Annotated in this window: 16 protein-coding genes; 3 read left to right on the forward strand and 13 right to left on the reverse strand. The window is 36.9% G+C overall.

Translation table 11 applies throughout. The features are described 5' to 3' along the window. Positions 1 to 79: 79 nt before the first annotated feature. From hemW to gpr, 5 genes are all read right to left on the reverse strand, one after another. On the reverse strand, positions 80 to 1,219 hold the full coding sequence (gene hemW, locus DN408_RS22450) for a radical SAM family heme chaperone HemW (protein ID WP_002015202.1): 1,140 nt from the start codon (positions 1,217 to 1,219) through the stop codon (positions 80 to 82). Between the two features lie 51 nt (positions 1,220 to 1,270). Next, entirely contained in the window at positions 1,271 to 1,645 is a 375-nt protein-coding gene (locus DN408_RS22455; protein ID WP_002015203.1) for a winged helix-turn-helix transcriptional regulator, read from the reverse strand. A 189-nt stretch (positions 1,646 to 1,834) separates the two neighbouring features. Then, positions 1,835 to 3,658, reverse strand: a complete 1,824-nt coding sequence (gene lepA, locus DN408_RS22460) for an elongation factor 4 (RefSeq protein ID WP_002015204.1) — start codon at positions 3,656 to 3,658, stop codon at positions 1,835 to 1,837. A 208-nt stretch (positions 3,659 to 3,866) separates the two neighbouring features. Continuing rightward, complete coding sequence (locus DN408_RS22465; protein WP_063607626.1) at positions 3,867 to 4,229, reverse strand: DUF3679 domain-containing protein; 363 nt, start codon at positions 4,227 to 4,229, stop codon at positions 3,867 to 3,869. Continuing rightward, positions 4,229 to 5,332 carry a GPR endopeptidase gene (gene gpr, locus DN408_RS22470; RefSeq protein ID WP_002088693.1) on the reverse strand — a complete coding sequence of 368 codons (1,104 nt, stop codon included), beginning with the start codon at positions 5,330 to 5,332 and terminating at the stop codon, positions 4,229 to 4,231. The genes DN408_RS22465 and gpr overlap by 1 nt, the downstream gene beginning before the upstream one ends. A 180-nt stretch (positions 5,333 to 5,512) precedes the next feature. Here gpr and rpsT point away from each other — a divergent pair, with 180 nt between their 5' ends. Then, positions 5,513 to 5,770 carry a 30S ribosomal protein S20 gene (gene rpsT, locus DN408_RS22475; RefSeq protein WP_002088694.1) on the forward strand — a complete coding sequence of 86 codons (258 nt, stop codon included), beginning with the start codon at positions 5,513 to 5,515 and terminating at the stop codon, positions 5,768 to 5,770. An 84-nt stretch (positions 5,771 to 5,854) separates the two neighbouring features. On the opposite strand, the gene holA is transcribed toward rpsT, so the two are convergent. Further along, positions 5,855 to 6,865, reverse strand: a complete 1,011-nt coding sequence (holA, locus tag DN408_RS22480) for a DNA polymerase III subunit delta (protein WP_002034073.1) — start codon at positions 6,863 to 6,865, stop codon at positions 5,855 to 5,857. 348 nt (positions 6,866 to 7,213) lie between these two features. Between holA and DN408_RS22485 the strand changes: the two genes are divergently transcribed. Beyond that, a complete protein-coding gene (locus DN408_RS22485) occupies positions 7,214 to 7,348 on the forward strand; it encodes a YqzM family protein (RefSeq protein ID WP_000997609.1) in 135 nt (44 codons plus the stop codon). 31 nt (positions 7,349 to 7,379) lie between these two features. Here DN408_RS22485 and DN408_RS22490 read toward each other — a convergent pair whose 3' ends face one another. From DN408_RS22490 to DN408_RS22500, 3 genes are all read right to left on the reverse strand, one after another. Further along, positions 7,380 to 9,701, reverse strand: a complete 2,322-nt coding sequence (locus tag DN408_RS22490) for a DNA internalization-related competence protein ComEC/Rec2 (protein ID WP_063226531.1) — start codon at positions 9,699 to 9,701, stop codon at positions 7,380 to 7,382. A 14-nt stretch (positions 9,702 to 9,715) separates the two neighbouring features. Continuing rightward, on the reverse strand, positions 9,716 to 10,273 hold the full coding sequence (locus tag DN408_RS22495; protein WP_002088698.1) for a ComE operon protein 2: 558 nt from the start codon (positions 10,271 to 10,273) through the stop codon (positions 9,716 to 9,718). Positions 10,274 to 10,336: 63 nt separating this feature from the next. After that, positions 10,337 to 10,936: a helix-hairpin-helix domain-containing protein gene (locus DN408_RS22500; RefSeq protein ID WP_002015211.1), complete on the reverse strand. Its 600-nt coding sequence runs from the start codon at positions 10,934 to 10,936 to the stop codon at positions 10,337 to 10,339. A 77-nt stretch (positions 10,937 to 11,013) separates the two neighbouring features. On the opposite strand from DN408_RS22500, the gene comER reads away from it, so the two are divergent. Then, on the forward strand, positions 11,014 to 11,841 hold the full coding sequence (gene comER / locus DN408_RS22505; protein ID WP_078177914.1) for a late competence protein ComER: 828 nt from the start codon (positions 11,014 to 11,016) through the stop codon (positions 11,839 to 11,841). Positions 11,842 to 12,013: 172 nt separating this feature from the next. Here the strand turns inward: comER and DN408_RS22510 are convergent, their stop codons facing one another. Genes DN408_RS22510 through DN408_RS22525 form a run of 4 tightly spaced genes read right to left on the reverse strand, consistent with a single transcriptional unit; the run spans position 12,014 to position 14,241 of the window. After that, positions 12,014 to 12,763: a class I SAM-dependent DNA methyltransferase gene (locus DN408_RS22510; RefSeq protein ID WP_002088700.1), complete on the reverse strand. Its 750-nt coding sequence runs from the start codon at positions 12,761 to 12,763 to the stop codon at positions 12,014 to 12,016. Beyond that, complete coding sequence (gene rsfS, locus DN408_RS22515; protein WP_000653209.1) at positions 12,760 to 13,116, reverse strand: ribosome silencing factor; 357 nt, start codon at positions 13,114 to 13,116, stop codon at positions 12,760 to 12,762. Before rsfS ends, DN408_RS22510 begins: the two co-directional genes overlap by 4 nt. After that, positions 13,113 to 13,682: a bis(5'-nucleosyl)-tetraphosphatase (symmetrical) YqeK gene (gene yqeK, locus DN408_RS22520; RefSeq protein ID WP_002129163.1), complete on the reverse strand. Its 570-nt coding sequence runs from the start codon at positions 13,680 to 13,682 to the stop codon at positions 13,113 to 13,115. Before yqeK ends, rsfS begins: the two co-directional genes overlap by 4 nt. Further along, a complete protein-coding gene (locus DN408_RS22525) occupies positions 13,672 to 14,241 on the reverse strand; it encodes a nicotinate-nucleotide adenylyltransferase (protein WP_002015218.1) in 570 nt (189 codons plus the stop codon). The genes yqeK and DN408_RS22525 overlap by 11 nt, the downstream gene beginning before the upstream one ends. Positions 14,242 to 14,291: the final 50 nt, after the last annotated feature.

Below are 14,291 nucleotides of genomic sequence, written 5' to 3' on the forward strand. Positions count from 1 at the left end.
ACTTACCAAAATTGACATTCAATTGTCAACGGAAACGTCACGAAATAACAAAAATTTTTCACGCTTATGGCACATTTAATTAATCAATCAAAAATGACTGGAATACTTCATTCCCTAATAGTTTCCCTTTCCTCGTTAAACAAACATGTCCATCTCTGTTTTCAAGTAATCCTTGTTCTTGATTACTTTGTAACTGCTTTGCAAAAACATGGTCCATCTCCACATTAAATTTCTTTTGGAATTCTAACTTAGAAACACCTTTTGTTTTTCGAAGTCCTAAGAACAACTCTTCTTCCATTTTTTCTTTCTCTGTCACTGGATGAACATCTAAATATGGAAATCCTGTCTCATCAATTTTAGTGAAATATTGCTTGAGCGGACCTACATTTTGAATTCGTTCCCCGTTCACATAGCTATGCGCTCCAGCTCCAAATCCATAATACTCTTCATTATTCCAGTATGTGAGATTATGTCTACTTTCATTATTACCTTTTGAGAAGTTACTAATCTCATACTGGTTATAACCATGTTTCTCCATTTCATCCATTACCATTTCGTACATTTTCGCTTCATGGTCTTCACCTGGAAGTCTTAATTTCCCTTTATTCATTAAGTTATAAAATACGGTTTTCGGTTCCACAATTAAGGAATATGCCGAGAAATGTTGTACACCAAGCGTAAAGGCAATGTCTAATGTTTCCTTTACATCTTCTATCGTCTGTCCTGGCAGAGCATAAATTAAATCTACATTAATATTTGTAAAACCAACTTCCTGCGCTTCTCGAATTGCTACGAATGCATCTTCTCTCGTATGCCTGCGTCCAATCTTCTCAAGTAGCTCATCACGAAACGTTTGCACACCAAAACTAATTCGGTTTACTCCACCTTCTAGCAATACGTTCAACTTCTCTTTCGGTAAATCACCTGGATTCGCTTCAAATGTTAATTCACAATTCGGCGCAAATGGACGCAAACGACGGTTAATGATGTCGAGTAGTTTTTTTGTTTGCTCCATATTTAAAGCTGTCGGAGTTCCTCCGCCAACAAAAATCGTTTTCATACTTTCAAACGGTACTTTTTGAACCGTATTTATTATTTCTTTCTCTAAATATTGTAAGTATTGATCAACCGGTTGGCGTTCAATAAATACTTTATTAAAATCACAATAGTGACAAATATGCTGACAAAATGGAATATGAATATATGCAGCTTGTACCAAATATAACTCCTACCTTTCTAAAAAGAAAACCTCCGCACTCCGGAGGATTCTTTACTTCTCTACTGTATTACGGATTTGTTCCATTCGCATTTTTCCCCAATCATACATCATTTCAACGATCGGTAAAAGCGACATACCTAATTCCGTCATATAGTACTCAACACGCGGAGGAATTTCCGGGTATACCGTTCGATCAACAATCCCGTCCTCCATTAACTCTTTCAATTGATTTGACAACACTTTATGAGAAATGCTCGGGAACAGACGTTGCAATTCACTAAAACGATGCGGACCTTCCACACCTAAGTGCCACAATATCACAACTTTCCACTTCCCACTAATTATAGAAAGCGTCAGTTCCTTTTCGCAATTAAAATTACCTTTTTGTATTTTCTCTCGAATATCTTTTCGAATATTTTCGGACATTAATAGTCTCCTAACTCTATATCAATCACTAAAAAGCTCTCTCACTATTGTAAATGAGAGATGCTAAGATGTCTAAAAAGTAGCATATAAAAAAGAAGCCGAACGAACGGCTTCTACTTTTATCACGATTGGTGCGGGCTAATAATTAGCGAAGAATAGAAAAATCCCCACTAATTATAGTTCACTCCATTAGTTATCATCCATTTTCAGTACAGCCATGAATGCTTCTTGCGGCACTTCTACAGAACCAACAGACTTCATACGTTTTTTACCTTCTTTTTGCTTATCAAGAAGTTTACGCTTACGAGAAATGTCACCACCGTAACATTTTGCAAGTACGTTTTTACGCATCGCCTTAATTGTAGAACGAGATACAACTTTATTTCCGATAGTCGCCTGAATTGGCACTTCAAACTGTTGTCTTGGAATTAATTTCTTTAATTTCTCTACAATTACTTTACCACGGTCATACGCTGAATCACGATGTACAATAAATGATAAAGCATCCACTTGTTCATTATTTAAAAGAATATCCATTTTCACAAGTTTAGATGGTTTATAACCAATTAACTCGTAGTCAAATGATGCATATCCTTTCGTATTTGATTTCAATTGATCGAAGAAATCATATACGATTTCTGATAACGGGATTTCATATGTCAATGTAACACGTGTTTCATCTAAATATTGCATATCAATAAACGTTCCACGTTTCCCTTGGCAAATTTCCATTACAGCTCCAACATAGTCATTCGGAACCATAATTGCAGCCTTCACAAACGGCTCTTCTACACGATCGATAGTCTGTGGATCTGGCATATTAGATGGATTATCAACAATAAAATCTTCACCGTTCGTTAAATACACTTTATAAATAACGCTTGGCGCTGTTGTAATTAAGTCAATCTTGAATTCACGTTCAATACGTTCTTGAATAATCTCCATGTGAAGAAGCCCTAAGAAACCACAACGGAAACCAAAACCTAAAGCTTGAGATGTTTCAGGCTCAAATTCAAGAGCAGAATCATTCAATTCTAGTTTTTCTAACGCATCACGTAAGTCGTTATAACGTGCAGAATCGATTGGATATAAACCACAGAATACCATTGGGTTTAATTTTCGATACCCTTTTAACGGCTCTGCAGCCGGACGTTTCGCATGTGTAATCGTATCACCAACACGTGTATCGCCTACATTTTTAATAGATGCTGCCAAGAAACCTACATCACCTACTGTTAACTCGTCACGTTGCGTCGTTTTCGGTGTAAACACACCTACTTCTGTTACTTCAAATTCTTTTCCAGTTGCCATCATACGTACTTTATCGCCAACTTTTACCGTTCCATTTACAACACGGATATATGCAATTACACCACGGTACGGATCATATAAAGAATCGAAAATCATACATTGTAACGGCTCTTCTGAATCACCTGTTGGAGCTGGTACCTTTTCAACGATTTGTTCTAAAATTTCTTCAATACCAATGCCAGCTTTCGCTGAAGCAAGTACAGCTTCCGATGCATCTAAACCAATTACATCTTCTACCTCTTGACGTACGCGTTCTGGGTCTGCACTTGGTAAGTCGATTTTATTAATAACTGGTAAGATTTCTAAATTATTATCAAGCGCTAAATATACGTTCGCTAATGTTTGCGCCTCAATCCCTTGCGCTGCATCCACTACAAGAATTGCACCTTCACAAGCCGCTAAACTACGAGATACTTCGTACGTAAAGTCGACGTGTCCTGGAGTATCGATTAAGTGAAGAATATACTCTTCACCGTCTTTCGCTTTATACGTTAGTTGTACTGCATTTAATTTAATTGTAATACCACGCTCACGCTCCAACTCCATAGAGTCAAGCAATTGCGCCTTCATTTCGCGCTGTGCCAACGCGTTTGTTTTCTCCAAAATACGGTCTGCCAACGTTGATTTCCCGTGGTCAATGTGAGCAATGATGGAGAAGTTACGAATTTTGGACTGTCTTTTTGCTCTTTCTTCTTTATTCATCTATGTTCTCAACTCCTAATAGTCTCGCCAATATACACTAGCACTGATTATATCAATAGAGCAGCAAAGATTCAATGAAAACTCGTGCTACTTACAATACAAATCACTCTATCTATATCTTATGCGAACAAACCATAAGAGACAAACCTTTTTCAAATTAAAAGACAGCTCTCTTACAAACATAAGACAACCATCCTTCCCGCTACCCTTAACTAAAAATTCCTTTTATTGCCCCAACAACTATATCCGTTCCAAACTTTGTCATATCACGAGCAACACTTGCTATCGCCATACCGATACCTTCTACAACATTAAAACTTCTTAAGCTTTCTAACTGTTTTTGTTTTTCAATAGCCGAAAACGTCTCTCCCGAAATTTCCGATTCAGCCCCAGCGCCTTCTGTTCCTGTCATATGAGCAATTTGTTCATATGACAGCTGACGATATCCCTTCATACTTTTTAGACCATGATTAGCGAGTCCCACTCCAGCTATCATCATAAGCAAACATAAGACTGTACCGCATATACATAACAGCGTAAATTGACTCAAGCTATTTCTGCCTCTTTCCATCAATGTGTATATGCCCCTGTATTATCCTGATCAATCTGATGATGCAGCGCTGCATTTAAACCACTGGCTATTACATTTGCCATATCCTCAATAAACGCATCTACTTCTTTTGGAGTTACCATTAAATTATGACCAAGAGGAGATAACACTTCATAAATTAACTTTCTCTTTTCTTCTTCTTCTAACGTACCAATAGCTCCTAAAAACATATTTCGACTCTTTTCATCTGGCATATCTTCTTCTGTTAATTTTTTCTTTTCTCCAAATGTAAAACCTGCTGGCAATAAAGAGCGTGACGGTTTGTTTCCTTCTTTCAGTTCCCGGCCAAAATGTTTCAAAATAAAATCAATTGTATCACTCGTAATCGAAACAGCATCTACCACAGTTGGCACACCAATTGCAATAACAGGAATACCTAATGTTTCTTTACTTAGTTCCTTACGCTTATTCCCAACACCAGATCCTGGATGAATTCCTGTATCAGAAATTTGTATCGTACTATTTACTCGTTCAATAGAACGCGCAGCTAATGCATCAATTGCGATGACAAAGTCTGGTTTTGTCTTCTCAATAATTCCGTAAATGACATCGCTCGTTTCAATCCCTGTAATTCCCATTACCCCTGGACGAATGGCACTAACAGGTCTAAACCCCTCTTCCACACTTTCAGGCTGCAATTTAAACAAATGTCTCGTCACCAATACGTTCTCTACAACTATCGGTCCGAGTGCATCCGGCGTTACATTCCAATTCCCAAGACCTACGATTAAACAACTCGCTTCTTTTGAAACTCCAACCTCTTCTAAGAAATAAGAAAATTCTTTTGCAAAAATACGCTCTACCTTTTGCTGAAGTTCCGTATCTTGTTGTCGTATACCTTGCACCTCAAGAGTTAAATAACTTCCAGGTTTTTTCCCCATCGACTCAGATGCAATTTCATCAATAGTTACTTTTGTAATTGTAACTCCCTCTTCTTCCCTCTCTTTTACAATAACTCCCTGTATCCCTTTTTGTTCTTCTTGGCGCTCTTGTAGCATTTGGTGCGCCTCTACAGCAAGGTCAGTTCTAACACTATATTTACTTAAATCTAATGGTTCTTTCATCGTATCTCCTCCGTAATTCATAGTAAATATCGTTAGATTTCCCCAAGTTATATTAGGTCATTCTTTCCTTTACGTGAAATTTCATTGATATACTATTGCAATTCTCTTCACCGTTTGATAAAATATCACTTGTTCTATGTAAGAATCGAGTCATTCGATTGCACCAGGGAGGTGAAAAGTATGGCAAACATCAAATCTGCTATCAAACGCGCTAAACTTAGCGAAGAGCGTCGTTCACATAACGCTTCTATCAAGTCTGACATGCGTACTGCTGTTAAAACTGTAGAAACTTTAGTTACTAATAACGATCTTGAAAATGCTAAAGAAGCTTTCAAAACTGCTTCTAAAAAACTTGACAAAGCAGCTCGTAAAGGTCTTATCCACCAAAACGCTGCAGCTCGTCAAAAATCTCGCTTAGCGAAACAAGTAAACGCGTAAGGCGTTTAAAAAACGATCCATTCGGATCGTTTTTTATATACACAAAAAAGTTCACGCACTAAGTACGTGAACTTTTTTGTGTCACTACATATGATTTAACCGCATTAAGAAAAACTCAAGCACAAGTTTCTTATCCATCTTTCCAGTCTTCATACTATAATCAGCTTCCGCCAATTCTATAATAACTTTTTTTAATTCTTCAAAAGAGAAAAACTTCGTTTGATTCATCGCCAACTTTACCCGGTACGGATGTACACCAATATGGGACGCGATTTGATTTTGTCCGTAACCACGCTGTTGCAACTCTTTCACTTGATGCAGCAAGCGGAACTGACTTACTAATAAAGCGAGCAGTTTAATCGGTTCTTCCTGCTGTGTAAATAATCCGTCTAAAATTTGCATCGCACCAGCGATATCTTTTTTCACCACTTTTTCTGTTAAAGCAAACACGTTTTGCTCAACAGATTTCGGCACAAGTTCCGTGACAAGTTTTGGCGTAATTTCTCCGCCCATACCGACGTATAACGTTAACTTGTCCATTTCCTTCGCCAACATTGTTACATTACTTCCCACAAGCTCTAACAATAAACTAACAGCTGCATTATCAATATGCACATGCACCTCATCCGCACGAGAAACAATCCACTTCTGAACATCCTGCACTTGCATCGCATTTGCTTCTATTACATCCGCTGTTTTCTTTAATAGTTTTGTAATTTTTTTTCGTTCGTCTAATTTTTCATAAGGCGCAACAAAAACAAGAATAGAAAAAGGAGATGGCTCCCCAATATATTCTTCTAAAATTTTTATATTTTGTTCTAATTTTTCTTTTTGTGCCGTTAAAAATAGTGGTGATTTTATTAATATAACTTTACGCTCTCCAAAAAAAGGAAGCGTATGCGCATCCTCAACTACATCTTCTAAATACGCTTCTTCCAAATCGTATGTCACAACATTAAACTCTCGATCTTCCTCTTCAAGCGCTTCCGTTGTAATAAGCTTTATCGTTTCATTTATAAAATAAGCTTCCGTTCCATACAGTACATACAACGGAGCGAACTGTTTCTTTTTAATCTTCTTATGTATATCACTCATATTTTTTCCTACTCCCTAACTTAGCAATATATATTTATACTAATGCCCTAGCTTTTGTTTTACAAGTACAAAGGGACGGTCTTTATAACCCGCCCCTTTATTTATATAAAACGCCACGCAATAAGCCCCGGATTTCTTATTGGTGTGCGGTAATCACCTTCCCTTTATTATTTACAATAATAATCTTAGTATAAGTGCCAACTGTTAACATGATTGGAAATGAAAAATTCACGCTACTTAACTAACTAGAAAAAGTATACAAATACTCTATTTCACTTCATATGGAAATTGTAGATTTTTTTCTGACAATATTTTATACTAAAATGGAATGTTGGGGAGGGATTCTAAATGAATGATTTTGAACAAAACGTTCAAAGTAAACGCAATGACGCTATTGATTCAGGGGTAGGATTTATCGTCTCATTTGGTTTTTTCGCAACACTTTTCATTATTGCAACTGTTATTAAATTCATCGGTTCTTAAAGGCTGCTGCTTAACGGCAGTCTTCTTTTTTTCATCTTCTATGTGTTTCATCATATGTGATTTTACTTTGAAAGGTTCCTTTTTCTCCATTAAAAACATAGGAAATAGCACCTTGCTTATCCGTACGCCATATATCAATACCCATCTTCTTAAAACGCTCTATAACTTCCTTATGCGGGTGCCCATACCTATTACGCTCCCCCACAGAAATAATCGCTACAGCAGGCTGTACAAGGCTTAAAAATGGATCTGTAGACGATGTTTTACTCCCATGGTGGGCAACTTTTAAAATATTAGCCCGCAAATCAGGATATGTTGATACTATAAACTTTTCTCCTTCTTCTTCTAGATCACCCGTAAATAGCCATGTTAGTCCCCCTAGTCTGGCCCATAGTACAATCGAAGAGTCATTTTCTCCCTTTTCTTTCCCCTTTGGAGCTAATACGAAAAATTCCGCTTCATTTACCCTCCAACCTTCCCCTTCTCCTACTACACTTATCTTCATGCTCTTTTCTAACGCCTTTTTCTTCACCACTTTTTCCAATACAGCATCTTGTTCCTTTCTCCCAAATACAACTTCTTTTACAATAATAGATGACAGCAAATCCAGCGCAGCACCTATATGATCCGCATCTCCGTGCGTTACAATTAATTTATCAATCGTTTTTATACCTTCTTTTTGTAAAAAAGGAACAAGAATATCATGCCCAACAGAAAATTCATGCTTTTTCTGTTGCCACGCTTCCTTCTTGACAGGAAGGGCTCCTCCTGTATCAATAAGATAAACCTCTTTATCGTATGGAAGACGAATTAATATCGCATCTCCCTGTCCAACATCAAGAAATGTAACACTCCCACTTTCGCGAAAATATGGATATACATAATGACAAGTACTAATAAAAAGAAACACACCCACAACTATGCACAAATTTTTTTTCGTTATTACCCTTTCCCAAATCACAAATATACTAACGATACTAAAACAATATATAGCCACAAGAAATAAAGGAGTTTGACCAAAAGTAAGTCGGATGAAAGGGAAACTTTCACAGTAACTTAGAAAATCATTAGAAATGGTTAAACATAGTGAAAGTACATATGCAATTCCTTTTGCGAAAAATGGAATAACCGGCATACATATAAGAATAATGATGCTACACGGCAATACAATAATGGATAGAAAAGGAACATATATAAGATTGAGGAAAATGCTATAAGGAGAAAAATAACCAAAATGATATAACAAGATGGGGGTACTAGCGAGCTGTGAAATTATAGAAATGTAAATAGAATTTCGAACTATCCCATTACTACGCCCTAATAATATCGGCGCAGATAGTAGTAAAGAAAAACTACCTACAAATGAGAATTGAAATCCAATGTTGAAAATAAGATACGGATCGTATATAAGCATACATATAGCTGTTATACTTAAGGCGTCTAGACTAGATAAGCGAACAGAGCACATGAAAGCTACCAATAATAAAACTCCTGTTATAGAAGCCCTCACAACAGATGGCGACGCCCCAGCTATGATCATATACAGAGGAATGCAAACTATAAGGCATACTGTTGCTGTCTCTTTCGTCACACCACTTCTTAGCAAAACAAAATACATTATAACCATTAATAGTACGATATGCGATCCTGAAATTGCTAACAAATGTATAAGACCAAATTGTTGATATTGCTCTTCTACTTCAAACGTCATTTGTTGTCGATCTCCAAATAATAATGCGTTCATAAATGCACCTGATTGTTCCGGGAACATTTCTGTAACTTTCGAGATTGTTTGTTGCCTGAGAAGGAAAATCCATTGCACGAGTGACAACGATGTTTTGTGACATTCAGAAATGTATGTCACATCAAATATAAAATGTATTTTTTGCTGATATAAATAATTACGATAATCAAAAACATGAAAATTCCGGGCAGTTTGTGGTTCTTTCACCTCCCCTTTAAATGTACACGATATACCTACATGTAATTGTTGCAACTGCTTCTTTTCCGAAGCAGATTGTATTTTATAATTTAACTGCACTAAGTTTTTATTCTGATCTTCAATTTGAAAAGAGAGACGATCCCCATTAATTAGAGGTGTATTTTGCACGACCCCTCGTGTAACTTCATAGGACTCCCCTAGCGGCTTATTTAGACTCTGAACATACGTGGTGTACATAACGCCACTAAAACACGCTATTATACAAAATATGAAGGTTTTACGCGAAGTACGATATAAACAAAATAAAACATAACAAACGAAACAACAAGCAGCCAACAAATGCGATGCGGAAAAGGTAATTGCAATCCCAATTATAAACGAGATTGCAACATAGCCCCATTGCCCATTCAACTCATACTCACTCCTTATAGCATCATTTTCGCTTTAGTGAATACACGCTGTAATTCTTCCATTGATAAATTATCTTTTTCTAAAGCTGCGAATAATTCCTTTAGCTGTAAATGACGCTCTTGTTCCTCTAGCGATGTAATATCGTATTCTAGCGGAACGTGCTTTACTGTTACACTCGCTTGTTCAAATAACTCTACGGCATACGGATGATTTTTATAGTCCTGTGCATAATAAACCGCTGTAACACCACTTTGAATAATCGCCTTACAGCACTGCAAACAAGGAAAATGTGTGACATAAATTTCCGCTTCCTCTGTTTTTGCACCAAATTTCGCACATTGCAATAAAGCATTCATTTCAGCATGAATTGTACGAACGCAATGATTATCAATGACATAGCAACCATCGTCTATACAATGCACACCACCTTTAATTGAACCGTTATATCCACCAGCAATAATTCGTTTATCACGAACGATTGTCGCTCCTACCGCAAGCCTTGTACATGTACTACGTAAAGATAGTAGATGGCTTTGCGTCATAAAATATTGATCCCATGAAATTCGTTCCATATTTTTCACCTTCTTTTTTGTCTACTTGTAGTGTAGCGAAAAAAGAAAAACTTCGTCAATCTTTTATGGAATAATAATTTGATCTTTTATTTTCTCTAAAGACTTCGCACCAATCCCATCAATTTCTAATAAATCTTCTATTTTCTGAAACAGACCATGTTCTTCTCGATATTTCAAAATACTTTCCGCTTTCCGAGAACCAATGCCTGTTATTTTTTCAAGTTGCTCTTTAGAAGCTGTATTTATTTGCACTTTACCCTCGCTTTTTGAAAAAGTAGCCCCTTCTTGCACTGGCTCATTCTTGTTAGGAACATAAAGAAGCATTTGGTCTTGGACCATTTGCGCCAAATTCACTTTCTTCACATCTGCATCCGGCAACAAACCACCAGCTTTTTCAACCGCCTCCTTCACCCGGTCCCCTTCCTTCATTTCATACACACCCTCTTTAAAAACCGCCCCTTTCACATCAATTATAATTATTTTTTTCTGCTCCTTTGCATCCAATACTTTCGGTTTACTTTTTTTCTCCACATCTTTCACTTGAACTTCCGTTGTAACGAGCGATCGCTCTGTTTGCTGATTCGTTTTCCAGAAAAAAAGAAAAATCAAAGTGCCAATAATAACCACTAATCCCAACCATTTTTTCGGAAAATCCCACATCATTTTACACCTCTAATCATAAATTTATAACATCATTCATATTGTTTAGGAGAAAGCTGTTACGAAGGAGGGATGAAACATTGAACATAGGAATTATAGGGACAGGGAACATGGGGAGTATACTAATCGATGCATTTTTAGAAACCCGTGCTGTCAAACCTTCGTGCCTTACTATTATTAATCGGACGCCTGCCAAAGCATATCATATAAAAGAAAAATACCCTTCTGTTCATATAGCCAAAACAATTCAAGAGGTAATCGAACAATCCCAGCTTATTTTCATTTGCGTAAAACCGATAGATATATACCCTATTCTACAAAAATACGCTGACCATTTTTCAGACGAAGATTGCTTAGTTTCTATCACAAGCCCCATATCTCCATCACAATTAGAAACACTTATACCTTGCCACGTCGCTCGTATCATTCCAAGCATCACAAACCGCGCCTTATCCGGCGCATCACTATTTACATTTGGAAATAACTGCTCTCTAGAATGGCAACAAAAACTACTTCGTCTATTCAAAAACATTTCTACTCCCCTTGTTATAGAAGAAGATATAACGCGCGTTTCATCTGATATAGCAAGCTGCGGCCCTGCTTTTTTTAGTTATTTATTACAATGTTTCATTAACGCTGCTGTAGATAAAACAAATATTACACATGAAGAAGCCACTACTTTAGTAAGTGAAATGGTCATTGGAATGGGGAAATTACTTGAAAAAGAAATTTTCACATTACCTACTTTACAAGAAAAGGTATGCGTTAAAGGCGGTGTTACAGGAGAAGGTATTCGTATTTTAGAAGAGCACGTTGGGGATATGTTTCATAAATTAATCGAACGGACACATGAGAAATTTGATGAAGATTTAAAATGCGTTGAGCAGCAATTCAATAAACACACATAATAAATACGCCATCGTAATCCCAAACCCTTTTTATTAATACTTATCTTTTTCATACTACATTTTCACTAAAACTAGCATTTTTACACTTTACACATATCATCTTTTTATTTTTCTAGAACTAAAACTACATCTTTTCTATAAAACAAAAGCAACCTTATCGGTTGCTTTTCTTTTATCCATTCTTCTTCGCCATAAAAAAGATGCGCTCTGTTTGTTCTGTCACTTCAATTCGTTCAAAGTCACCTGTGACGCGAAGCACTGTAAACCCAGCTTCTTCAAGCCATTTTGTTAACACTTCAACTGAATACGCACGTTGCACGTGACATTCGTCAAAACGATGATACACATCTTCTTCTGAATCTTGTACAAAGAATGTCAAATCATGTTCCACACTATCTGATTCTTCTCCAGGGAAGCAGTTCCAAATAAGTGATATTTCTTCGCCGTTCACTGTATATGTTTCATTTTGAAATACGTGATGTATTTTATATAAAGAGTGTACATCGAATAAAAACAAGCCATCCTGACGTAAATGGTGGAAAACTCTTCTAAATGTTTCTTGCACTCCATCTTCTTGCAATACATAATTTAATGAGTCACAAAAGATTGTCACACAATCAAATTCACCAGGAACATCGAGTTCTCTCATGTCTTGTTGGTAAAAAGGAATAAAATAGCCTTCTCCCCCCAATTTTTGCTGCGCGACAGTTAACATTTCTTCCGAAAGATCTACACCAATTAAGTCATAACCTTTTCGCACAAGCGGAAGTGTTACGTTACCAGTTCCACATGCTACGTCAAGGATTCTTGCCTCTTTCATAGATGCCTGTTGTAAACTTTCCTCTGTGAATTCCACCCATTTATCATAAGGGACATCATTCATCAGTTCGTCATACAGCAAAGCAAATTGTTCGTATTTCATTGATCTAGCTCATCTGCAATATCTTCACGCGGCACATCGCCCCATAGACGCTCTAAATTATAGTGATTACGCTCATCTTTATGGAATACATGAGCAACCACATCACCAAGGTCTACTAAAACCCAACGCGCTTCATCAAAGCCTTCCATACGTTGTACGTTAATTTCGAACTCATGTGCCTTCGCTTTAATTTCACGTGCAATTGCTTGTACTTGCTTGTCTGAATTTCCGTGACAAATAATAAAATAGTCTGCAATCGGTGAAATACCTTGCATATTTAGTACAACCATATCTTCTGCTCTCTTATCATCAGCTGCTTTTGCCGCTAATACTAATAACTCTTTATCTTTCATTTATTAATTTCCTCCTTGATAACTTCATTGTATGTTTGGAATGTTAATGGATAAATCGTTTGATCTTTTTCCATTAAAAATTGAATTGTTCGCTTTAAAGCAAACAGTAAAGCTTGATTTATATCTTTATATGCGAGTTTCCTCGCTTCTTCCACACCAGGAAACTTACGTCCTGGTTCAATGTAATCTGCTACATAAATAACTTTATCTAACATTGTCATTTTTTCATGACCACTTGTATGATATGTAATAGCTTGTAGAATTTCAGGATCAGTAATGCCTACTTCTTTTTCTACTAAGTATGCCCCAACAGGTGCATGCCATAACTCTTTGTTATAGTGCAGTAGATCCTTTGGCAAAGCTTCTCCCTTAATAATCTCTTCCATTTCTGGAATCGCTCTACATTTTGCATAATCGTGAAATATAGCAGCCGTCTCTGCCTTTTTCTCATCTACACCATATAATCGGGCAAGTTCAATCGCTGTTTCCATTACACCAACCGTGTGTATATAACGTTTTTCATGCATTTGTTGTTTGACAATACTAAGTGCTTCCTCACGATTCATACAACCCATTCCTCTCGATATATACCTGTACTTTTTCGGGGAGTAAATATTTGCACGTTTTCTTCGTCATATATCTCTCACGTAACAGAGAAGAAGAAACTGCAAACTCCGGAATTTCCACTTTTACGATATCATAAGGCGTATGTAATGTATAACCTGGTCTTGCAACTCCAACGAAAGTCACAAGCTTAAGTAACTTTTCAATGTTATACCACTTCGGCAAATACTCAACCATGTCTCCGCCAATAATAAAGTGAAACTGCACATCCGGATACTTCTCCGTTAATTGTACCATAGTATCGTACGTATAAGATGGGCCTTCTCTGTCTAGCTCTTCTAAACAAATTGAAAAGTATGCTTCTTCCTCAATCGCTATTTGCAGCATATTTAATCGACTTTTCACACTCGTAATGTTACGTCCTTGCTTGTGCGGTGGAACTTGATTCGGCAAAAACCATACCTCTTCCAACCCTAAAGCATGATACACTTCATTTGCAATTAACAAATGCCCATTATGAGGTGGATCAAACGTGCCACCAATAATGCCAATTTTTCTCAAAAGAAACGCTCCTTCCTTTTACATACAGCAACTCTCCCCATACAAATTCG

Source organism: Bacillus sp. AR13-1, from assembly GCF_008042285.1.
Taxonomy (GTDB): domain Bacteria; phylum Bacillota; class Bacilli; order Bacillales; family Bacillaceae_G; genus Bacillus_A; species Bacillus_A mycoides.

What these genes read in the sequence shown, in the direction of transcription:
- yqeK (WP_002129163.1), bottom strand. Translation starts at nt 13,682, where the DNA reads ATGAATCGTGAGGAAGCACTTAGTATTGTCAAACAACAAATGCATGAA.
- holA (WP_002034073.1), bottom strand. Translation starts at nt 6,865, where the DNA reads ATGAGTGATATACATAAGAAGATTAAAAAGAAACAGTTCGCTCCGTTG.
- DN408_RS22500 (WP_002015211.1), bottom strand. Translation starts at nt 10,936, where the DNA reads ATGATGTGGGATTTTCCGAAAAAATGGTTGGGATTAGTGGTTATTATT.
- rsfS (WP_000653209.1), bottom strand. Translation starts at nt 13,116, where the DNA reads ATGAAAGATAAAGAGTTATTAGTATTAGCGGCAAAAGCAGCTGATGAT.
- DN408_RS22510 (WP_002088700.1), bottom strand. Translation starts at nt 12,763, where the DNA reads ATGAAATACGAACAATTTGCTTTGCTGTATGACGAACTGATGAATGAT.
- DN408_RS22455 (WP_002015203.1), bottom strand. Translation starts at nt 1,645, where the DNA reads ATGTCCGAAAATATTCGAAAAGATATTCGAGAGAAAATACAAAAAGGT.
- lepA (WP_002015204.1), bottom strand. Translation starts at nt 3,658, where the DNA reads ATGAATAAAGAAGAAAGAGCAAAAAGACAGTCCAAAATTCGTAACTTC.
- DN408_RS22495 (WP_002088698.1), bottom strand. Translation starts at nt 10,273, where the DNA reads ATGGAACGAATTTCATGGGATCAATATTTTATGACGCAAAGCCATCTA.
- DN408_RS22485 (WP_000997609.1), top strand. Translation starts at nt 7,214, where the DNA reads ATGAATGATTTTGAACAAAACGTTCAAAGTAAACGCAATGACGCTATT.
- DN408_RS22465 (WP_063607626.1), bottom strand. Translation starts at nt 4,229, where the DNA reads ATGGAAAGAGGCAGAAATAGCTTGAGTCAATTTACGCTGTTATGTATA.
- rpsT (WP_002088694.1), top strand. Translation starts at nt 5,513, where the DNA reads ATGGCAAACATCAAATCTGCTATCAAACGCGCTAAACTTAGCGAAGAG.
- gpr (WP_002088693.1), bottom strand. Translation starts at nt 5,332, where the DNA reads ATGAAAGAACCATTAGATTTAAGTAAATATAGTGTTAGAACTGACCTT.